Source organism: Pantoea sp. EKM10T, assembly GCF_011800685.1.
Classification (GTDB): domain Bacteria; phylum Pseudomonadota; class Gammaproteobacteria; order Enterobacterales; family Enterobacteriaceae; genus Pantoea; species Pantoea agglomerans.
Genome location: NZ_JAALEU010000010.1, coordinates 123530 through 145085, shown reverse-complemented (window position 1 = coordinate 145085; position 21556 = coordinate 123530). Strand labels below are relative to the sequence as shown.

Annotated in this window: 21 protein-coding genes; 16 read left to right on the top strand and 5 right to left on the bottom strand. The window is 56.6% G+C overall.

Translation table 11 applies throughout. From position 1 onward, the window contains the following. The first annotated feature begins 54 nt into the window (after nucleotides 1-54). The 4 genes from HFD95_RS18365 (at nucleotide 55) to HFD95_RS22260 (ending at nucleotide 3309) form a co-directional block, all read left to right on the top strand. Nucleotides 55-669: a TetR/AcrR family transcriptional regulator gene (locus HFD95_RS18365; RefSeq protein WP_010671991.1), complete on the top strand. Its 615-nt coding sequence runs from the start codon at nucleotides 55-57 to the stop codon at nucleotides 667-669. Between the two features lie 237 nt (nucleotides 670-906). Beyond that, a complete protein-coding gene (gene fabF, locus HFD95_RS18360; protein ID WP_033759862.1) occupies nucleotides 907-2190 on the top strand; it encodes a beta-ketoacyl-ACP synthase II in 1284 nt (427 codons plus the stop codon). 241 nt (nucleotides 2191-2431) lie between these two features. Beyond that, entirely contained in the window at nucleotides 2432-2944 is a 513-nt protein-coding gene (locus HFD95_RS22265) for an ROK family protein (RefSeq protein WP_256378173.1), read from the top strand. Next, nucleotides 2941-3309 carry an ROK family protein gene (locus HFD95_RS22260; protein WP_256378172.1) on the top strand — a complete coding sequence of 123 codons (369 nt, stop codon included), beginning with the start codon at nucleotides 2941-2943 and terminating at the stop codon, nucleotides 3307-3309. The genes HFD95_RS22265 and HFD95_RS22260 overlap by 4 nt, the downstream gene beginning before the upstream one ends. A gap of 114 nt (nucleotides 3310-3423) precedes the next feature. Here HFD95_RS22260 and HFD95_RS18350 read toward each other — a convergent pair whose 3' ends face one another. The 3 genes from HFD95_RS18350 to HFD95_RS18345 all read right to left on the bottom strand — a co-directional run bounded on the left by HFD95_RS18350 (nucleotide 3424) and on the right by HFD95_RS18345 (nucleotide 5633). Then, entirely contained in the window at nucleotides 3424-4386 is a 963-nt protein-coding gene (locus HFD95_RS18350; protein ID WP_167430591.1) for an Rpn family recombination-promoting nuclease/putative transposase, read from the bottom strand. A gap of 330 nt (nucleotides 4387-4716) precedes the next feature. Next, nucleotides 4717-4839: a hypothetical protein gene (locus HFD95_RS22255; protein WP_254920079.1), complete on the bottom strand. Its 123-nt coding sequence runs from the start codon at nucleotides 4837-4839 to the stop codon at nucleotides 4717-4719. Nucleotides 4840-4847: 8 nt separating this feature from the next. Then, entirely contained in the window at nucleotides 4848-5633 is a 786-nt protein-coding gene (locus HFD95_RS18345; RefSeq protein ID WP_010671986.1) for a MipA/OmpV family protein, read from the bottom strand. 129 nt (nucleotides 5634-5762) lie between these two features. On the opposite strand from HFD95_RS18345, the gene HFD95_RS18340 reads away from it, so the two are divergent. The 4 genes from HFD95_RS18340 to HFD95_RS18325 all read left to right on the top strand — a co-directional run bounded on the left by HFD95_RS18340 (nucleotide 5763) and on the right by HFD95_RS18325 (nucleotide 11895). After that, nucleotides 5763-6461 (top strand): response regulator, encoded by a 699-nt coding sequence (locus HFD95_RS18340; protein ID WP_010256840.1) that lies wholly within the window; start codon nucleotides 5763-5765, stop codon nucleotides 6459-6461. Further along, complete coding sequence (locus HFD95_RS18335; RefSeq protein ID WP_167430590.1) at nucleotides 6458-7627, top strand: cell wall metabolism sensor histidine kinase WalK; 1170 nt, start codon at nucleotides 6458-6460, stop codon at nucleotides 7625-7627. The genes HFD95_RS18340 and HFD95_RS18335 overlap by 4 nt, the downstream gene beginning before the upstream one ends. Before the next feature lie 93 nt (nucleotides 7628-7720). After that, on the top strand, nucleotides 7721-8854 hold the full coding sequence (locus tag HFD95_RS18330; protein ID WP_167430589.1) for an efflux RND transporter periplasmic adaptor subunit: 1134 nt from the start codon (nucleotides 7721-7723) through the stop codon (nucleotides 8852-8854). Next, complete coding sequence (locus HFD95_RS18325) at nucleotides 8851-11895, top strand: efflux RND transporter permease subunit (protein WP_167430588.1); 3045 nt, start codon at nucleotides 8851-8853, stop codon at nucleotides 11893-11895. The genes HFD95_RS18330 and HFD95_RS18325 overlap by 4 nt, the downstream gene beginning before the upstream one ends. Before the next feature lie 50 nt (nucleotides 11896-11945). On the opposite strand, the gene HFD95_RS18320 is transcribed toward HFD95_RS18325, so the two are convergent. Further along, nucleotides 11946-12191 (bottom strand): hypothetical protein, encoded by a 246-nt coding sequence (locus tag HFD95_RS18320; RefSeq protein ID WP_010256845.1) that lies wholly within the window; start codon nucleotides 12189-12191, stop codon nucleotides 11946-11948. A gap of 71 nt (nucleotides 12192-12262) precedes the next feature. Beyond that, entirely contained in the window at nucleotides 12263-13168 is a 906-nt protein-coding gene (locus HFD95_RS18315) for a LysR family transcriptional regulator (RefSeq protein ID WP_022624205.1), read from the bottom strand. Between the two features lie 104 nt (nucleotides 13169-13272). Here HFD95_RS18315 and budA point away from each other — a divergent pair, with 104 nt between their 5' ends. From budA to HFD95_RS18275, 8 genes are all read left to right on the top strand, one after another. Further along, nucleotides 13273-14055, top strand: a complete 783-nt coding sequence (gene budA, locus HFD95_RS18310; protein ID WP_167430587.1) for an acetolactate decarboxylase — start codon at nucleotides 13273-13275, stop codon at nucleotides 14053-14055. A gap of 14 nt (nucleotides 14056-14069) precedes the next feature. Further along, nucleotides 14070-15749 carry an acetolactate synthase AlsS gene (alsS, locus tag HFD95_RS18305; protein WP_010256852.1) on the top strand — a complete coding sequence of 560 codons (1680 nt, stop codon included), beginning with the start codon at nucleotides 14070-14072 and terminating at the stop codon, nucleotides 15747-15749. Nucleotides 15750-15770: 21 nt separating this feature from the next. Further along, nucleotides 15771-16544: a (S)-acetoin forming diacetyl reductase gene (locus HFD95_RS18300; RefSeq protein ID WP_022624207.1), complete on the top strand. Its 774-nt coding sequence runs from the start codon at nucleotides 15771-15773 to the stop codon at nucleotides 16542-16544. A gap of 205 nt (nucleotides 16545-16749) precedes the next feature. After that, entirely contained in the window at nucleotides 16750-18201 is a 1452-nt protein-coding gene (locus tag HFD95_RS18295) for a flagellin (protein ID WP_124890774.1), read from the top strand. A gap of 340 nt (nucleotides 18202-18541) precedes the next feature. After that, entirely contained in the window at nucleotides 18542-19855 is a 1314-nt protein-coding gene (locus HFD95_RS18290; RefSeq protein WP_010256858.1) for a CitMHS family transporter, read from the top strand. 167 nt (nucleotides 19856-20022) lie between these two features. Beyond that, on the top strand, nucleotides 20023-20862 hold the full coding sequence (locus tag HFD95_RS18285; protein WP_167430586.1) for an MBL fold metallo-hydrolase: 840 nt from the start codon (nucleotides 20023-20025) through the stop codon (nucleotides 20860-20862). 184 nt (nucleotides 20863-21046) lie between these two features. Further along, complete coding sequence (yefM, locus tag HFD95_RS18280) at nucleotides 21047-21298, top strand: YoeB-YefM toxin-antitoxin system antitoxin YefM (protein ID WP_010256861.1); 252 nt, start codon at nucleotides 21047-21049, stop codon at nucleotides 21296-21298. Next, entirely contained in the window at nucleotides 21295-21549 is a 255-nt protein-coding gene (locus tag HFD95_RS18275; RefSeq protein ID WP_010256862.1) for a Txe/YoeB family addiction module toxin, read from the top strand. The genes yefM and HFD95_RS18275 overlap by 4 nt, the downstream gene beginning before the upstream one ends. Nucleotides 21550-21556 lie beyond the last annotated feature (7 nt).

Below are 21556 nucleotides of genomic sequence, written 5' to 3'. Positions count from 1 at the left end.
CTAACAGTGGTCACTGAATTTTTTCACCCACCTTTGATCTGCCAGGTTCTGACAATGACTCAATCCGTAACGGAAAATGGCACACGCGGCCCGGCCGGGCACAATGTGCGTGACCAGATTGTCGATGCTGCCATGCAGCACTTCGCGCATTATGGTTACGAAAAAACCACCGTCTCCGATCTCGCCCGTGCTATCGGCTTTTCCAAAGCGTATATCTACAAATTTTTTGAATCAAAACAGGCGATTGGCGAAGTGATCTGCTCCACCCGGCTGGCGATGATTATGCAGCACGTCGAAGTCGCTATCGCCGATGCGCCTGGAGCATCGGAACAACTGCGGCGACTGTTCCGCACGCTTTCCGTCACCGGCACTGAACTCTTTTTTCACGAACGTAAACTCTATGATATTGCTGCCGTCGCGTCGCGTGACCGCTGGCCGTCGGCGATGGCGCATGAAGAACGACTGCTCAGCCTGATTCAGCAGATCCTGCGCCGAGGGCGTGAAGCAGGTGAGTTTGAGCGTAAAACCCCGGCTGACGAAGCGGCGGAGGCAATCTATCGGGTGATCAAACCCTACGCCAGTCCGGTACTGCTGCAGTACAGCCTTGATGACGCTGAAGAAGCCTCTGCACAACTGGCAGCGCTGGTGTTACGTAGCCTTGCGCCCTGAACAATGCGCATGATGTGACTATTGACTTATTTAGTCACAAGAGCAACGATAGCACTCTGTCTGGTTATCGCTCAGGATTCTGATGCTGCTAAGCTTATCTCTCTCTGCTCTATTCCATCCCTGCGTTCGTCCATCGCACCATTCTACGCAGGGTCTCACCTTCCGCGCTCAAGGCGTGTATCCATTGTCTGCGGCAGCATTTCAATCACTGTCCGGACTCTCTACGGGAGTAATCCAATGAGTCACTTAGCCTCATCACAACGCATTGTCATTACCGGCGCGGGCATCGTTTCGCCACTGGGTTGTGGCGTTGAAACCGTCTGGCGGCGATTAACGGCTGGAGAATCAGGTATACGTACCCTTCCCGATACGCTTACTGCTGGCACCGGTATTTCAGTAGGTGGCAGCGTGCCGGGCATCGATGAAGATCCGCTGGCAGGTTACGACCCCGAAGCGTTCATTGCGCCGAAAGAGCGTAAAAAGATGTCGCGCTTTATAGAATTCGCGCTGCTGGCAGCAGAAGAAGCGCTGAATCAGGCAGCCTGGCATCCTGAAGATGAGGCGACGCGTGAACGTACCGCGACGATTATTGCTTCAGGCGTCGGCGGCTTTGGTGCCATTGCCGACGCGGTGCGCACCACCGATGCACGCGGCCCGCGCAGGCTCTCACCCTTTACAGCACCTTCGTTTCTGGCCAACATGGCCGCGGGTCATGTCTCGATCAAACACGGCTTCACCGGCCCGCTGGGTGCGCCCGTTACCGCCTGTGCGGCGGGAGTTCAGGCAATTGGTGATGCAGCCAGGTTGATCAGAAGCGGTGAAGCGGACATTGCTATTTGTGGCGGCACAGAAGCGGCGCTGGATCGCGTCACGCTGGGCTGTTTCGCGGCTGCACGTGCGCTATGTGTGGGCTATGAAGATCAGCCGCACCATGCCTCACGTCCGTTTGATCGTGACAGAAACGGCTTTGTGATGGCCGAAGGTGCAGGCCTGCTGGTGATTGAGTCACTGGCCCATGCCGAAGCACGCGGCGCGACACCGCTGGCGGAGATTGTCGGCTATGGCACCAGCGCCGATGCATACCATTTAACCGCGGGTCCGGAGGATGGCAGCGGGGCTGCAAGGGCGATGAGAACCGCCCTGCGTCAGGCGGGCATTAGCCCGGAAGACGTGCAGCATATCAACGCACACGCAACCTCAACTCAGGTTGGCGATCACGGTGAGCTGGCGGCTATTCGCGCAGTGTTTGGCGATGATTCGCAGGTCGCGATCGCCTCAACGAAATCCGCCACCGGCCATCTGCTGGGTGCGGCAGGCGGCGTTGAGGCGATATTCACCCTGATGGCGCTGCGGCAGCAGCTTATTCCGCCGACGCTGAACCTCCATCATCCCGATGAAGCCGCAGGCAATCTGGACCTGGTGGCGCTCAATGCACGTCCCACGGCGCTGACTTATGCCATGTCGAACGGTTTTGGTTTTGGCGGCGTCAACGCCAGTCTCCTGTTGCGTAAGTGGCAATGACTGCAGTGTGACGATTAAGCCCGCGCTGCCAGACACCCTCTTAGCGCGGGTAATACATCGGACGTCCTGAAAAATCATGCACAGCTGTTCCCTGTGTGCCGGGGTTTATCAAAACACCCTCTGTACAACACTCGCTTTATAAATCTGTACCTTTCCTGACAAAATTGCCTCCGCCAGCCCTCCTGCCCTTTTTCTTTCAGCACTACAATTAATCGGATGAAAACAACCTCAGAGAACGTTAATGAAGATTGCAGCTTTCGATATTGGTGATACCTCTTTAAAAATGGGCGTGATTGATGAGCAGGGAAATATTCTGACCAGTGAGAGTGCTGATATTTCCCATAATTCACGCGACAAAATACTTGATGAGATCCTGGCCTGGCTGGAGAAAAATCCCGGCTGTGCTGGCATCGCCGTCAGCACGCCCGGTTATATTGATGCAGAAGCTGGATATATCGCCATGGGTGGCACCATTCGGGACTTCGACCAGTTTCATCTGAGCCAGTGGCTGACGGAAAAAACCTCACTGCCTGCCACGGTCGAAAATGACGCCCACTGCGCCTTACTGGCTGAACAGTGGCTGGGCAAAGCAAAAAAACTCAGTGATTTTCTGATGTTAACTATCGGCACAGGATTAGGCGGAGCGGCCTTCTGCAACGGCGCGCTGATCCGGGGCGGTCGTAACCGCGCGGGCGAGTTTGGCAGTCTGCTGACTTCGCGCCCCACCAGCAGCAATATTGAACCCATACCATGAGCCAGAGTTGTACCATGACGGCGCTTCGGGAGAATTACAGCCAGCTCATCGAAAAATCTTCCGACGACGTCACGGGTAAAGATGTCTTTGACGCATACGATCGCAAAGAAGAAGCCGCGCAGCAGGTGGTGAATAAATTCTACCAGGATCTTGCAGCCTGCTTATATAACCTCTTCAGCGTGTTCGATCCGCAGATGATATTTATCGGTGGTGGAATTACCGAGCGGGAACCGTTCCTCGAGGAACTGGCAGAGCAACTGGCAAAATATGATCTTGATATCCGCATTGATACCGCGACCTACCGCAACGACTCCGGCATGTTGGGCGCAACCTGGAATTTCCTGCAGCGTCAGCCAGACAAATAATGGCTTGTAGTTCAGGACGTATGCAGGTTACACCTTTCTGATAATTATGATGATTTATCTGGTGCGGTATTCAAAACGATAACCCGGTCATGACCGGGTTTACTCTTGTTTATATTAGTGTCGTATTTGCGCCAGATCGTCTGACGTCAGGCCGGTCATTTCTATGACAGTTTTACGATCAAGGCCGTTTTGTAGCATAGTGCGCGCAATTTTCAGGGTAGCTTCACGCTGTCCTTCAGTACGACCTTCACTGCGACCTTTCTCAATACCACGCCGTTCACCAAGCTCGATACCTTCTGCGCGACCTTTTTCGATCCCTTTTTGTTCAAGCTGCTGTGCGATGGTCATCAGTGCGTCTCCGTGTTGTGGCACCCGCTGTGCCAGTTCGCGAACGAAAGCTTCGTAGTCAGCTGACTCACCAGCCTGCAGTAAATAGTGTATCAGCGTCATCACCTGGGGTGAAGAAAGATAATCGGCCATGAGTAGCGTGACCAGATGGTCAGTCAGGCTTGCAATGTCGCGTTGATGAATATGTTTCTGCAAAAGCGTCAGGGCGGCCATACTGCGATGAGTCATGATCTCATCATCCGGGATGACCGTAATGTCCACCAGCGGGAAGGCGCCTCTATAAAGGCTTTCCGCCACTACCGGATCATCAAATTCGTCGAACCAGCGGGTCGACCACGGATAGGGAGTGCGCTTACCGGTATAGAACAGTACAGGTATGACTAAAGGCAGTTTTTTATGGCCAGCTTCAAGGTGGCGCTGCATAGCGGCTACCGCATAACGTATCAGGCGGAATGCCATATGCCTGTCAGGGGTGGATTGGTGTTCAATCAGAACATGAATATATCCGTCACCGGTTGAGGTTCTGAGACTATACAAAACGTCACTGAAGTATTGACGCAAATCGTCTTCAACAAATGATCCGGACTCAAGCTTCAGTGTGGTGAGATCGCAGATTTTAAGCAATTTCTCCGGAAGGTGGATCTGCATAAAATCTCTGGCAACATCCGGATGCGTAAGAAACTGTCGAAAAGTAGCATCATGAGGTGTAGCACTTTTTTTATTTTTCATCAGTTCAGCCCCTGTAAATTCCATGCGCTGCTACCACAGCGAAGAGGCTATCTTAATGGATCAGATTTTAATTTATAATATTTAAACCTTGCCCAGTCTATATAGATTAACTACACCCATAGTCTTTTAAAAAATTTATTAGCAAGATAGATTACGACGCGTTCTAAATTAACCACCTTAATCAATTTATATAGCGATAATTAAAACCTCCGGATGTACCCGAAACTTCTAACGCTGACCATTAATGTCTGAACCGCTTTACGAAAAGTTAATTTTCTATTTAAGTCACGGCATAACCAGCCCGATCACGCTGTTTATACCGCTCGCTCCCTATCCCCGTCCCGGCGCATCCAACAGGCTAAGCGCCACGCCTGTCAGGGTATAGACCACGACATACAACAGAATCAGTGCCGCAAGCAAAAGACGGTGGCTGCGCATCTCACTTTTCTTCATGGTGCCATTCAGAAGGTGTAGCTCAATGCCAGGGTGGCCGATGCGCCGTTGTGCCGTGCAACGATGGGGCTATCTGAAGCATGCTTATCCAGCCAGCTGTAGTCACCGATCACACTGGCCGCCCAGGCGGGTGTGAACTGATGGATCCAGGTCAGGCTGGTGTCGGTGCCATAAAATCCACCCGCGGCGTCATAGCGTTCAAAACCACTGCGCGCACTTTGCTTGCGGTTAACGCCATACCAGGTATTCATATAACGCCCGTCGCCAAACAGTCCCGCCACCTGCAGTGCCACAGTATCGCTGCTGGTCTGCCAGGGGATCAGGGTCACGGAAGTCCGGTACTGCACGCCCTGACTATCACTTAATGGCAGCGTCGCTTTGCCCTCCAGCACCAGCCACGGCGTTACCGACCATCCCAGCGCCAGCGCGGTGTTCATCGTTGCATCGATGTTCCCCATGCCTCTGAGCCGGTCATCCCCGTCACGCCAGGATGAATTCTGGTCAGAACGGCCCAGCCCGTAGCCCAGCGTATGTTCCAGATACAGTCCATTATCTGCCTGCAGGTCATAGCCAATGCCTTTCTGTGAGTCTAAAAAGAAGGCCCCGTCGCGTGCCTGGATCACCGGCATCAGCTGCCAGTGCTGCTTATCTGCGCCGCTATAGCGTGGTGCATTGATACCTGCAATGCCCAGCGTGACGCTTGGCGGCGGCGTAGTCTCATCAGCCATGGCAGTCGCGGCACTGAATCCCAGCGAAAAACAGACCATGTGCAGCGTTATTTTTCCGGTTATCATCACGTTTCCTCATTATCACATCAGGTGCGGAGCTGAGGGGTTCAGAGCCGCGTCAATGGCCGGAGTATGCGAGGCGAGTGTCAATTAACGACCAGGGATTTATGAAGAAACAGTCAAGGTGATCCGAAAATGCAGTCAAAACGTGTACTGATTATTGAAGATGATGCTGATGCGGCGGGCGTACTTGAGGCCTACCTGAAACGTGAAAATTATGAGGTCATGATTGCCGGTGATGGGCCAGGCGGGCTGGATGCCGCCAGACGCTGGCAGCCCGATCTGATCCTGCTGGATATCATGCTGCCCGGCATGAACGGCACTGAAGTGCTGGCAGCGCTGCGACGTCGTGACGATACCCCGGTGATCATGGTGACCGCGATGGGTGATGCGCCGGACCGCATCGGCGCACTGCGCTATGGCGCGGATGACTACGTGGTCAAACCCTATCATCCGGGCGAAGTGGTGGCGCGCGTTCAGGCAGTACTGCGCCGCAGCCAGCAGAGTCAGGTGCCCGCGGCAGAAACCTTGCGCTGGGCGGGTTTAGTGGTGGACCCGGTGGCACTCACCGCAGTGGTGGATAGTGACAGTGCTTCACCGCGCCGCCTCGATCTGACACCGACCGAATTTTCCCTGCTGGTCACCCTGATGCGCGCTCCGACGCGTCCGTTTACCCGCCTGTTTCTGCTGGAGCACTGTCTGCCGGAAAGCGATGCGCTTGAGCGGGTGGTCGATACCCACGTCTATAACCTGCGTCGCAAACTGGAAGCCGCGGGAATCTCTGATGTCTTACCGGCAGTGCGCAGCGTCGGTTACCGGTTCAGACAGCCATGAAGAACGATACGCATACTTCATTGTGGCGCTGGATCTGCATCCGGGTGCTGTTTCTGGCGATTGGCAGCGTGGTACTCATCGCCATCTGTATGTGGCTGCGCTTCGCAGTGCAGGCGTACTGGGTCTATTACCGGATGCCGCCCGCGCTGCTGGAGGAGTTCACCCGGTTGCGCCACCACCCTGCCAGCGATCCGGCACGCTTTCATCAGATTATGGACCAGTGGTGGGGCATCAACTTCTCCGATCCGTCGCTGGCCTCGTCGGACTGGCTTACCGTGATCGTGCTGGTCGTGGTAACGATTCCGTTTATGGTGCTGATGGCGCTGCGTTTCGCCCGTCCGCTGTCGGCGCAGTTCAGCCAGCTGGCTACCGCGGCGCGAGCGGTTTCAAAAGGCGAATTTGGCCGATCGGCGGTAATCGTAAAAGAAGCCCCACAGGAGCTGGTACGTTTTACTGAAGATTTTAATCAGATGACGCAGCAGCTGGCGCGTTACGAGCGTGAGCTGCGCACCTCGCATGTGGCGATGGCGCATGAGCTTCGCTCGCCACTTACGGCGGCGATGGGCCGCCTGCAGGGGATTCTGGATGGCGTCTTTCCTGCCGAACCGCAACAGCTGGCAATGATCATGAAGCAACTGACGCAGCTCAGTCGCCTGACAGACGAACTGCATCTCTTGTCGCTGGCGGATGCCGGGAAGCTTACCCTGAACCGCGAGTGGTTTAATCTCAGCGAGTTACTGCGCGAGCGCTCCGGCTGGCTTCTGCCGCAGGCAGAACAGGCGGGGATTGCCATCAGCGTGACATCACCCAACGATCTGCGGCTGTATGCCGATACCTTCCGGCTGGGCCAGGTAGTGACCATCATCTGTGAGAATGCAATGCGCTACGCTGCCGACGGTGGCGCGTTGCTGATCACGGCCAGCCAGAACGATCAGGCGATCATAATGACCTTCCGCGATTATGGTCAGGGTGTGGAGCCGGACTTCCTGCCGCAATTGTTTGACCGCTTTACCCGCGCTGACTCCTCACGCGCCCGCCACTCCGGCGGCAGCGGTCTGGGACTGTCGATTGCCAAAGCGATTGTCGAGGCGCACGGCGGGTCGCTTCACGCCACACTGCCCGCCGACGGCGGTCTGCTGATCGGGATAACGCTGCCGGCGAGATAAATTGTTCTGGCTTGACCATTTCTTGATGGTTCATGGAACGTTTCTGGACACATGCCGGGTTCAATGAGCACAACTCATTAAAGGAACCCGGTTATGACAGACTTCTTATCGGATGCTGCCCGCCAGGTGTGGCGTCATCTCTTCGGTATTCACATCTTTGCGCCGATCATCTTCGTGCTGCTCGGGGTATTCATCATGACCGGTTGCCGGGACAATAGTTCTGCTCCGCCTGCCGCCCCGCTCCGCCCGGTTAAATCGGTGATTGCTCCACCGCTCAGCAGTGATGCATCGCTGGTGCTGACTGGCGAAATCCGCGCTCATGAAGAGGTCGCGCTAGCCTTCAGACTGGATGGCCGGGTGGTGAGCCGTGCGGTTGAGCTGGGCGATCGCGTCAGCGCCGGGCAATCGCTGGCAGCGCTGGAAAATGATCAGTCACGCAATCAGCTAAGCAGCGCACGGGCCGATCTCGACAGCGCACGCGCCGCCGAACGGGTCGCCGCGCTTAACCTGCATCGGATGCGGCTGCTGATGCCCGGAGGGGCCATCGCCCGCAGCCAGCTGGACAGCGCCCAGGCGGACTGGCAGAGCGCACAGTCCCGCCGTCTCAGCAGCGAAGCGGCTCTGAAAAATGCCCAGGATAACCTAAGCTGGACTCAGCTGACTGCGCCTGCAGCAGGCCGGATCACCGCCATCACGGTTCAGCCAGGTCAGGTGGTCAGCGCCGGACAAAATGTGATGACGCTGGCAGCAGGGGATGCACGCGATGCGGTGTTTGACCTGACAACGCCTGCGCTGCTGCATCCTGATGATCGGACACCGCTGAAAGTGACGCTGCTCGCCGATCCCGGCGTGCAGGCCAGTGGCACAGTGCGTGACATCAGCCCGCAGGCCGAACCACAGACCCGCACATGGCGGCTGCGCATCTCACTGAATCAGCCGCCTGAGGCGATGGCACCCGGTGCCACAGTCATTGTCACCCTTCCCGATGCGCAGCCGCCGGTCATCGCCCTGCCCGCCAGCGCCCTGACCCGCTCCGCAGACAAACCCGCGCTGCTGGTCGTTGATGCGGCGTCACGCCTGCAGCTTCGTCCGGTAGTGCTGGCCCGCTTTAACGCGCAGCAAATCTTCGTCACTGCCGGGATCAAGCCGGGAGAGCGCGTCGTCACCGCCGGAGTCAGCACCCTGCAACCTGGCGAAAAAGTGGCGCTTTCGCAGGAGGCTCCATGAAAAAAACGTCTGGCTTTAACCTCTCCGGCTGGGCGCTGGCGCATCAGCAACTGGTGATCTTTTTCATGCTGCTGGTCATGGCGGCGGGTGTGCTGAGCTATGAACATCTGTCACGCAATGAAGACCCGGCGTTTACTATCAAAACCGCCGTAATATCAGCCCAATGGCCAGGCGCTGATGTGAACACCACGGTGCAACTGCTCACTGACGTACTGGAACAGAAAGTGCAGGAGATCCCGTCGCTGGATGCGGTTGAGAGCGAAACCCGCGCCGGACAAACCGTCATCTATGTCAACCTGCGCGATGACACGCCGCCCTCTCAGGTGGCCGGCATCTGGTACCAGCTGCGTAAAAAGATGCAGGATGTTGCCCCTTCACTGCCGCAGGGCGTGCAGGGTCCGGCCGTTAACGACGAATTTGATGACACCTTCGGCACCATTTATGGCTTCACGGCGGAGGGTTTTACCGCCAGAGAGCTACGCGACCGGGTCGATAACCTGCGTCGCAATCTGGCCAGTCTGCCCGACATCGGTAAAACCAGCCTGTTAGGTGTACAGGAGCAGCAGGTGGTTATCGCCTTTTCGCCGCGCAAGCTGAACGGCATGGGGCTCGATTTACAGCAGGTCAGCGACGCCATTAAAGCTCAGAACGATGTCGTCCCGGCGGGCAGCCTGCGTACCGACCGCGAGAATATTGCGCTGCGGGTCAGCGGCACCCTGACTTCGGTTGAAAATCTGCGGGCGATTACCCTGCATATCGGTGAGCGTTTTATTCCGCTGACCGATCTGGCCACCATCAGCCTGCAACCTGCCGAACCTCCAGCGCCGACGTTTAGAGTTAACGGCGTTCCGGCTATCGGGCTGGCGATCTCCATGGCCGGCAGCGGCAACATGCTCGATTTCGGTCAGCAGCTCAGTCAGCGCATGCAGATGCTGGCCAGTCAGTTACCGCACGGTATTACCATGACCCGCGTGGCCGATCAGTCTTCCGTGGTGAAAAACGCGGTCAGCGGCTTTGTCCGGATACTGGGCGAAGCGATCGTCATCGTGTTAGCCGTCTCCTTTGTCTCGCTGGGACTGCGTGCCGGTCTGGTCGTTGCGGCGGCGATCCCGCTGGTACTGGCAATGACCTTTACCGGCATGTTAATGGCAGGCATCGGACTCCAGCGCATCTCGCTTGGCGCACTAATCATCGCGCTGGGGCTGCTGGTGGATGATGCCATGATCACCGTCGAGGCAATGGTGGCGCGACTGGAAGCGGGCGACAGCAAGTGGCAGGCCGCCACCTATGCGTTTAAAACCACCGCCTTTCCGATGCTGACCGGTACGCTGGTAATGATCGCCGGGTTCATTCCGGTCGGGTTCGCCGCCTCCAGTGCCGGAGAGTATTGCTACTCATTGTTTGTGGTGATTACCCTGGCGCTGCTCTGCTCGTGGGTCGTCGCGGTCATCTTCTCTCCGCTCACCGGCTGCTGGCTGCTGTCGGCCAGGCACATCAAGGCCGATAAGCCGCGGGGCGTGCTGACGCGCAGCTATCACCGGCTACTGGAGGTGATTCTGCGTCACCGGCTGGTGACGATTGGCACAGCGATGGCGGTGCTGCTGGTCAGCCTTTACGCCACCACTTTTATGCAGGGTGAATTTTTCCCTGCGTCGGATCGGCCCGAGCTGCTGGTCAGCCTGACGCTTCCCGCCAGTGCAGCCCAGGCTGAAACCACCCGCCGTACCGCACAGGTGGAACAGATGCTGCGCAACGATCGGGATGTGGCGAACTACACCAGCTACGTTGGCTCGGGCGCGATACGCTTTTATCTGCCGATGGATGTGCTGCTGGATAATGAAAACATCGCGCAGCTGGTGGTGGTGGCGAAAGATCTGGCGGCACGCGATCGGCTGCGCAGCAGGCTGGAGCAGAAGCTGGCGGTGGATTTCAGTGATATCACTACCCGGGTATCGCCGCTGGAGCTGGGGCCACCGGTCGGCTGGCCGCTGAAATATCGCATCACCGGCCCGGATAATGCCAGGGTGCGTCAGGCGGCCGATCGGCTGGCGGCGCTGATCGCCCGCTCATCGCTGACACGCGAGGTCAATCTTACCGCCGGAGAGCCAGAACGGGTCATGACGCTGGCGGTGAACCAGACCGCAGCCCGCGCAGCCGGACTCTCTTCCGAAACGATAGCCACCGCGCTGAATACTCTGATGTCCGGCAGCGTGGTGACCACCCTGCGCGATCGTAACCGCCTGATCGACGTCGTGCTGCGCAGCAATGACCCGGAGCGGCAGGACACTGACACACTGGCAGGATTGATGATCACCAATGCCAGCGGACAGAAAATCCCGCTGCGACAGGTGGCAACCCTGAACTGGGGAGTGGATGACCCGGTGATATGGCGACGTCAGCGGCTGGCTTACATCACCGTACAGACCGATATTGCGCCCGGTCAGCGGGCTGAACAGGTCTCGCAGCAGCTCGCACCAGCCGTCGCCGCCCTGCGCGCCTCGCTGCCGGCCGGATACGGTATTGAAGAAGGTGGCGTGGCGGCCGAATCGGACAAAGGCAACGGTTCAGTGTTTGCTCTGCTGCCGGTAACAATCTGCGTCATGCTGGTCTTGCTGATGATTCAGCTGCAACGCTTCTCCGGTATGCTGCTGGCGCTGAGCATGGCACCGTTTGGCCTGCCCGGCATCGTATCCGCGATGCTGCCGGCTGGCACACCGCTGGGGTTCGTGGCGCTGCTGGGGATTATTGCCCTGGCGGGGATCATCATCCGCAACGCGGTGATCATGATCAGTGAAGTCGATGCGAATAGCCGGGCCGGCCTGACCGCGGGTGAGGCAATCCGGCAGGCTGCCCATCACCGTGCGCGTCCCATTCTGCTGACCGCCTGTGCGGCAATACTCGGGATGATCCCCATCGCCCATCAGGTTTTCTGGGGGCCAATGGCACTGGCGATTATTGGCGGTCTGGTCAGCGGTACGCTGGTGACGCTCACGGTGCTGCCCGCCGCGTTAAGTCTGTTGATGCAGCGCGGTTCACGTTAAAACAACATCCGGCGATCCCGTGCTGAGAACGGCGGGATCGCCGGAAAGGATCAGTTCATCACCTCGACCAGAATCAGCGGGCACTTTCTGACTTTGCAGGCCTGACTGTAGGCCAGCGAGCAGACCGAGCAGAGATCGCGCACGTCAGACTGGTACTCATACTCCATGAAATAGCGGAACTGGCCGCCCGCCGAATCTGTTCTCCAGAATCGCTGCGGCTCCAGAATTTCATCCAGTTGCCTGAATGTCAGGGCTGACGGGTTGTGAAACCCGACTCTTACGCGGTATGTAGTCATGCACCGATTATTGGCATCCCGGCCCCGTGCCGCCAGTTGATTATTGTTTTCAGTTCAATAGCTGGCGCTTATCAACCCGCTTCGCCTGGTGCCGCAGGCTGTTCTGCCAGCAGCGCCAGCAGGTGCAGCACCGCTTTTGACGGATGAAGCCGACGCCAGGCAAAGGCAACGTCGGTAAATAGCGTGTTGTTTTCGATATCGCAGAAGCTGACCCCGGGGTTATCGACGCAGCGCATCGACTCCGGCACCAGCGCAATCCCGCAGCCCGCCGCCACCATGCCCAGCGACGTAGTGATCTGCGGAGCCTGCTGAAAAGTGTGGCGCGAAAAGCCCGCTCGCAAACAGGCTGTGACAATCAACTCATACAGGCTGGGCGAGACGTCGCGTGGGAAGATCACCAGGGTTTCTCCCGCCAGCGCGGATAGTGCCACGGTGGGTGTGCCGCTGAGGGGATGGCAGCGCGGCAGCGCAATCAGCATCTTTTCGGTGGAGATGACGCGCAGATTAAACGCCTTGCTGCTTTCACACGGTAGCCGGATAAAAGCGGCATCCAGCAATCCCTCCTGTAAATCCTGCATCAGCAAAGACATATTCTCTTCGCGGGTCAGAAGCTCCATCGCCGGATAACGTTCTTTAAACTGGCGGATCAGGGTGAAGATGCGTGGATTAAACGCCACCGAGCTGGCAAAGCCCAGCGACAGCTGACCACTGATCCCGCGCGCAATACCGCGTGCGTTCTCCAGCGCCTGATCGGCCAGTTGCACAATCTGCCGGGCATCCGCCAGAAACGCTTCGCCCGCTTCGGTGAGTTCCACTCCGCGCGTCAGGCGCTTCAGCAACGGTGTGCCAATTTCCTGCTCCAGCCGCAGTATCTGCTGACTCAGCGGCGGCTGCGATATGCCCAGTATCTCGGCGGCACGAGTGAAGTGAAGCGTCTCGGCTACGGCAACAAAATAACGCAGGTGGCGAAGTTCCATATCAAAAACGTCTCAAAGTTAACAGGTTTCGCTATTGGACCCACCGACTGAATCGGTTCACCATTAGGTTAACACGGCTTAACGGTTAATCGATGAGGCATCAAATGAGCAATTGTGTAACTGATTGTTCCTGTAAGGATCAACTAAAACATACTGTCCTGACGCTTTCACAGGATGCACCAGAAAGCGTTATCTATCAGACCTCTTTAATGAGTGCGCTGCTGAGCGGCGTTTACGACGGCAATGTCCGTATTGCCGACCTGCTGCGTAAAGGGGATTTCGGCCTGGGTACCTTTAACCGGCTGGATGGCGAGATGATCGCGTTTGACAGCAAGGTCTATCAGCTGCACGCCGATGGCAGCGCGCACCCGGCCGATCCGGCGCAGAAAACTCCGTTCGCCGTGATGACCTTTTTTAAACCGCAGCATATGTATGAATTTGTCCGGCCGATGTCGCGTGAGGCGATTCATCAGGTGATCGACAACGAAATCACCTCCGATAACCAGTTCTGCGCGCTGCGCATCAGCGGTCGTTTCAGTCGCGTCGAGACCCGCACCGTGCCATGCCAGTGTCGTCCCTATCGCTCAATGCCGGAAGTGCTGGGCGATCAGCCGACCTTTGCCTTCAGCCAGCGCGCGGGCGAACTGATCGGATTCCGTACACCGCAATATATGCAGGGCATTAACGTTGCGGGCTATCACGAACATTTTATTACCGACGACCGCGAAGGCGGCGGCCACATTCTCGATTATGCGCTGGAACAGGGCACCCTGACCTTTGGTGCCATCAGCAAGCTGGTCGTGGATTTGCCGCAGGATAGCGATTTTCTCAATGCCGACCTGAACCCCGCCAATCTTGACGCCGCGATTCGTGCGGTAGAAAGCTAATCAGAGGAATGACGATGAAAACTCCAACCGATACCACACTCTGGACCTGTGGCGCTGACCTGGTGGTGGCGCAACTTGAGGCACAGGGCGTCCGCCACGTCTTTGGCATTCCTGGCGCAAAAATTGATAAAGTCTTCGACTCACTGCTGGATTCCTCCATCCAGACCATCCCGGTTCGCCACGAAGCTAACGCCGCATTTATGGCCGCCGCAGTGGGCCGCCTTACCGGCAATGCGGGCGTGGCGCTGGTTACCTCCGGGCCGGGCTGCTCCAACCTGATCACCGGCATGGCCACCGCCACCAGCGAAGGCGATCCGGTGGTGGCTATCGGCGGTCAGGTGAAGCGCTCCGACAGCGCCAAGCAGGTTCATCAGAGCATGGACACGGTTTCAATGTTTCGCCCAATCACTAAATATGCGGTTGAGGTCACCGACCCCGCTGCACTTTCTGAATGCCTGTCGAATGCGTTTCGCCATGCCGAACATGGCCGGGGCGGCGGTGCCTTTATCAGCCTGCCACAGGATATTGTCGATCAGCCGGTTACCGGCAAAGCGTTGAGCAGCAAAGGCCGCCCGGTACTGGGCGCCGCACCTGACTCAATGATCGACGCCGTCAGCGAAGCTATCGCCGGGGCTAAAAATCCGGTCATCCTGCTGGGATTAATGGCGAGCCAGACAGAGAACAGCGAAGCGATTCATGAGCTGCTGACACGCAGTCACATTCCGGTCACCAGCACCTATCAGGCAGCAGGAGCGGTCAGACAGGATCACTTCTCACGCTTCGCCGGGCGCGTCGGGCTGTTTAACAACCAGGCGGGCGACAGGCTGCTGCAACAGGCTGACCTGATCGTCACCATCGGCTACAGCCCGGTGGAATATGAACCGGCGATGTGGAACAGCGGTAACGCCACACTGATTCATATCGACGTAATACCCGCTGAGACCGACAACCGCTATCTGCCTGACGCAGAACTGGTGGGTGATATCGCCGCCACAGTGCGTAAACTCGCCGCGCGCATCACTGCCCCACTCCAGCTGACCCCGGAAGCCGCCACCATCCTTGAGGATCGTCAGCAGCAGCGCAAATTGCTGGCGATGCAGGGTGCCAGCCTCAATCAGTTTGCTCTGCATCCGCTGCGCATTGTCCGCGCCATGCAGGACATCATTAACAGTGACGTCAGCCTTACCGTCGATATGGGCAGCTTCCACATCTGGATCGCCCGCTACCTCTACAGCTTCCGCGCCCGTCAGATCATGATCTCCAACGGTCAGCAGACGATGGGTGTGGCCCTGCCGTGGGCGATTGGTGCCTGGCTGGTCGAGCCGCAGCGCAAAGTGGTTTCAGTTTCCGGCGATGGTGGTTTCCTGCAATCCAGCATGGAGCTGGAAACTGCCGTTCGCTTAAAAGCCAACATTCTGCACATCGTCTGGGTCGATAACGCCTACAACATGGTGGCGATGCAGGAAGAGAAAAAATATCACCGCGTCTCGGGCGTCAATTTTGGGCCGGTCGATTTCAAAGCCTACGCCGAAGCGTTTGGGGCAGCGGGCTTTGCGGTGACCAGTGCGGCAGAGCTGGAGCCGACGCTGCGTAAAGCGATGGATGTTCAGGGGCCCGCCGTGGTCGCGGTGCCGGTCGATTACACCGACAACCCGCTGCTGATGGGTCAGCTGCATCTGAGCCAGCTTCTTTAATTTCTCAAAAAGGAAATCATGATGAAAAACAGAGTGGCATTTGTGACCGGCGCAGGCCAGGGCATTGGTGAAGCGATCGCCCTGCGTCTGGCGAAAGATGGACTGGCGGTTGCAGTAGCCGATTTTAATCAGGAGACCGCACGCCAGGTCGCGGAGAAGATCAACCAGCAGGGTGGCAAAGCGATTGCGCTGAAAGTCGATGTCTCACAGCGTGATCAGGTGATGGAAGCGGTAGAAGAGGCGCGCCGCACGCTGGGCGGCTTTGACGTCATCGTCAATAATGCCGGTATTGCGCCCTCCACGCCGATTGCTGAGATCACCGAAGCGGTGGTCGACAAGGTCTACAACGTCAATGTCAAAGGAGTGATCTGGGGCATGCAGGCCGCGATTAAAGCGTTTGCTGCAGAAGGTCACGGCGGCAAAATTATCAACGCCTGTTCTCAGGCGGGTCATGTCGGTAATCCGGAGCTGGCGGTTTACAGCTCCAGTAAGTTTGCCGTGCGCGGCCTGACGCAGACCGCTGCGCGCGATCTGGCACCTGCCGGCATCACGGTTAACGCCTTCTGCCCTGGCATTGTCAGAACACCGATGTGGGAAGAGATCGACCGCCAGATCTCTGAAGCAGCCGGCAAGCCCGTCGGTTACGGCACCGAGGAGTTTGCGAAACGCATTACGCTGGGACGTCTTTCTGAACCGGAAGATGTGGCTGCCTGCGTCGCCTACCTGGCCAGTCCTGACTCCGATTACATGACCGGTCAGTCGCTGTTGATTGATGGCGGCATGGTGTTTAACTGATCTTCGTTCGCCTGCTGCGTCATCGCGTGGCAGGCGTTTTTCCTGACCGGGTTGAACCGTTAATTTTTTTTATCTGAAAAGCGGTTAACCATCAGCCTCTTGACCGTCTGCCCCCGTATTTGCTGCCTTTTTGTCGCCACAGAGATTAAAGCTGCTTATCACCCTGCCGATAAAACAGAGACTCCTCTCCCTGTTCGAAGCGACCATGTTAACGATCAACCATAACGAAACCGCCGCGATTACGAACAAAACGCGGTACAGCACTGACTCTGTTCTGGGACGAACGGTTGAACGGTTATCATCAGGGATGAGAATTAACAGTGCCAAAGATGACGCGGCAGGTCAGGCGATTGCCAACCGCATGACGGCCAATATTAATGCCGATGCGGTGGTAGCGCGTGGCCTCAATGACGCCATCAGCTATTCCCAGACCGCCAGTGGCGGCCTTGGCAGTATCGTCGATCTGCTGATCCAGGCGCGCACCCTGTCGGTCCAGGCAGCCAACGGCACGCTGTCGGACGCCGATCGACAGAGCATCAACGGCCAGTATCAGCAGATTATGGCAGGCATCAATGAAGTGGCAGACCACACTGAGATTTTTGGCCGCTATCCACTGGCGACGAATAATCCCGATCTTCCCCCTGCGAAACTGGGTAACGTTGACCCTATCAACACGAAGTTTCCGGTGCCGGGCAAGAATTACTCCTTTACCTCTGGCGTGATCCCGCTGGCCTATATCCCGGCAGGCTCGACGGCGATAAGCATCACGATTGATTCGCTGGGTATGGATGACGATCTCCAGCTCTTTACCCGCGACGGTAAGCACCTGGTCGGTACACCACTGGACGGCAGTGCGCCTGATTACACCTGGGCCAGCAAAAGCATCACTAATGCGGCTACCGCGGATAGTCGCCTGCTGACCAGCAGTAACGGATTTGCCAGCGGTGCGGCTTATGACAGCTCGCAGTTGCTGGAGGGCGGCCCGAGCTGGACGCTGGCAGGCAGTAACAGCAGCACCTACAACGGCATGAACATCACTTACAGCGGTGACGGCGATCGCTATGAGGATGTCGCCAGCGGCGATTTCAACAACGGCACCATCACCAGTAACCGGCTTGAGCGCATCACGCTGGATACCGTCAGCGAGGATTTGATTGTGGTGGTGGTGGGCAATGGTTCCTTCACCGGTAATCTGACCTGGGGAAATCTGCCGGAACCCAAAAGCCTGCCTGCAACGCCGCCGAAGAAGAGCGAACCTATGGAGGTGGTCACCAGCGCCGATTACGGTCAGCCGATTCAGTCGGATACTATTCCGGCAACGCCATCGGATACCAAAACGCTGGGGCTGAACAACACAACGCTGCTTACAGAGGGCGATATCTCAACCACCATGAAAGCACTGGATAGCGCGCTCGAGAAGATCAGCGGTTATCAGTCGACCTATGGCGCAAAGATCAACCGTTACGAATCGAACCGTAATGTGTTATCGCAGCAGGGCGTGGATACCTCAGCGGCTCGCAGCCGCATACAGGATGCGGACTATGCTGAAGAAGCCAGCCAGCTGGCACGCAGCCAGATTATTCAGCAGGGTCAGACGGCCGTCAGCAAAATGGCGAATAAAACCCCTGAGATGATTATTCAGCTGTTAGGCAGCTAATAACGTTAACTGGCTGAGCATCATGGCTCAGCCGGTTACCCTGTTTCTCCACCACTCTACTACCCGCCTGATTCAGCCTCAGCTGGCCCGAAACCCCGGTTACACTTCGACACCCTTTGATCTCAGTCACACAATCTCGTTTAAGAACCGTTTAAAGATGATCATGATCACCCTTCTTTGTTAAAGAAATGCTAAATACTGACAACTATTTATTATCATCTTTGAATGCAGGGTTAATTAAAACAACAGGTTAATCATTACCACGCTAAGTAATTACCTGAATTTTCCTGCCGGCATGTAACTTTTTCATTACTTTTCCGCCATTGCGAGGGCTGTTAATTTGCTGACGATACTGGGTTTTTCCATGGTTGTTTGCTTCATGTATCTGATCATGACCAAACGCATGTCAGCCTTGATTGCGCTGATCCTGATACCAACCATATTTGCGCTGATTGGCGGTTTTTACGCAGGTCTGGGTGCCATGATGCTGGACGGCGTCAAAAAGCTGGCCCCTACCGGCGTGATGCTGACCTTCTCCATTCTCTATTTCGGTCTGATGATCGATGCCGGATTGTTTGACCCACTGGTGCGCTTTATTCTTCGGATGGTGCGCGGTGACCCCCTGAAAGTGCTGGTCGGAACGGCGGTACTAACGCTGCTGGTTTCTCTGGATGGTGACAGCTCAACCACTTACATGATTGCCATTGCCGCATTCCTGCCGCTCTATCACCGGCTGGGCATGAACGTGTTGATGATGACCTGTCTGGTGAACCTCGCCAGCGGCATCATGAACCTCTCACCCTGGGGAGGTCCGACAGCCCGTGCCGCGGCGGCACTGCGCATTGACGCCCTTGATATCTTTATTCCTATGCTGCCAGCCATGCTGCTGGCCTGTGCCAGCCTGGTGGCGATGGCGGTGCTGTTTGGCCTGCGTGAGCGTAAGCGCCTTGGCGTGATGACCATGAAAGATCATCATCTCGACAACATTGAGCTGGGGCTGGGCGATGCCGAAGAGTGCGCAGCCAATCGCCGTCCGAAAATGTTCTGGCCTAACTTCATCCTGACCACCGTGCTGCTGGTGCTGCTGGTGATTGGTTTAATGCCGATTCAGATCCTATTTATGCTGGCGTTTGCGATAGCGGTGATGCTCAACTATCCCACGCTGGAGGAGCAGAAAGCCCGCATCAGCTCTCATGCCGGTAACGTGCTGGCGGTGACCGCATTAATTTTTGCCGCCGGTATTTTCACCGGCATCCTCTCCGGCACCGGCATGGTTGACGCCATGGCGAAGAGCCTGCTGGCTGTGATCCCGCCCAGCTTCGGACCTTACCTGGCGGTGTTCACCGCGCTGGTCAGTCTGCCGTTTACCTTCTTTATGTCGAATGATGCCTTTTACTTCGGCATTCTGCCGGTTATCGCCCAGACGGCGGCCAGCTACGGCATTACCGCAGAAGAGATTGCCCGCGCTTCTATTGTCGGCCAGCCATTCCACCTGCTGAGTCCGCTGGTGCCGTCAGTCTACCTGCTGGTGGGTCTGGCGAAAGTCGACATCGGCGACCACCAGCGCTTTGCAATTAAGTGGGGGATTCTGGTCAGTCTGGTGCTGATGGCGGGCGGTCTGCTGACCGGTGCTTTCCCGCTGTTCCACACCTGATAATCCTCTGCTTTATGGCGGATAACCGGCAATTTTTCCCGGTTATCCGCTTCACCGCTCCGCCTACTGCGTCATCCCTCTCTACACTCTATAGCCAGGCTGATGTGCTACGCGCCGGACAGGCCGTAGCCTCTCAGAGATATCCCCATTGCCCCTATGGAGGCCCGATGAAAATTCACCACCTTAACTGTGGCTGTATGTGTCCGCTGGGCGGCGCGTTCTATGATGGATTCAGTAAAGGCCTGAAAGCACATCTGGTCTGTCACTGTCTGTTGATTGAGACGGATCGCGACGGGCTGGTGCTGGTGGATACCGGCTTTGGTCGTCAGGATATCCATGCGCCCGGCAGCCGCCTGTCCGGCTTTTTCCGCGCATTAAACAATATTCAGCGCCGCGATGAACTGACCGCACTGTCACAGTTTACGTCACTGGGTTTCCGGGCTGAGGATGTGCGGCATATTATTCTGACCCATCTCGACTTTGATCATGCTGGCGGACTGACCGATTTTCCGCAGGCGCGAATCCATCTGTTGCAGCAGGAGGTTGATACCGCGCATCAGCGTCATAGCTGGCTGTCACGGGAACGTTACCGGCCCGGACAATGGGGTGGGATCAGCAACTGGGAGACCTATCAGCCGCAGGGAGAAAAGTGGTTTGGTTTTGAGGCGGTTAATCGCCTGCGTGACTTACCGCCGGAGATTTTGCTGGTGCCGCTGGCGGGCCATACGCCGGGTCACGCGGGTATCGCGATTCAGCAACCCGATGGCTGGCTGCTGCACGGCGGCGATGCCTGGTTTTACCGCGGCGAAATGCGGCAGCAGACGCGACACTGCACGCCGGGACTGCGCTTTTACAAGTGGATGATGGGCATGGATAACGTGGCCAGACGACACAATCAGCAGCGACTGCGTGAGCTCTCCTGCCAGCGCGGCGGCGAAATCACCTTTTTTTGCAGTCACGACGCCCGTAAGCTGGATGCATTACAGGTTAATGCGCCGCTGCGCTGATGAGAAAATACCCGTATTCACTGATTCGAGCAGCATGGTGACCGGATGAAAACTCAGGGTTATGGTTTGTCAGGCGCCTGTTACTTTGTCGCTTTCGCGATTTCATATCCAGTCTTCTCACTTAAGCTTCCTTGTCATAGCTTATCATTGTACAATGATTTGTATTACTTACTACGGAGGTACTATGAGAGCAATCAGTTACAGCGAAGCCCGACAGAATCTGTCTGCCACTATGGTTCAGACAGTTGAAGATAAAGCGCCGGTATTGATCACTCGCCAGAACGGTGAATCCTGCGTGCTGATGTCGCTTGAGGAATATAACTCACTGGAAGAGACGGCATACCTGCTGCGGTCACCTAAAAATGCGCGCAGGTTGATGGATTCTATCGAAAGCCTGCAAAGCGGTAACGGGACTGACAGGGATATTATTGAGTGAAACTAACCTGGTCCGCAGAAGCCTGGGAAGATTATCTCTACTGGCAGGATGCCGATAAAAAAACCGTTAAAAAGATAAACGAGCTGCTCAAAGATGCCAGCAGGACGCCTTTTGAAGGCAAAGGAAAACCCGAGCCGTTAAAGCATAATCTTGCAGGTTTCTGGTCACGCAGAATCACGGCAGAACATCGGCTGGTGTACGCTGTCAGCGGGGATGCTCTATTGATTGCCTCATGCCGTTATCATTACTGACGGGCTC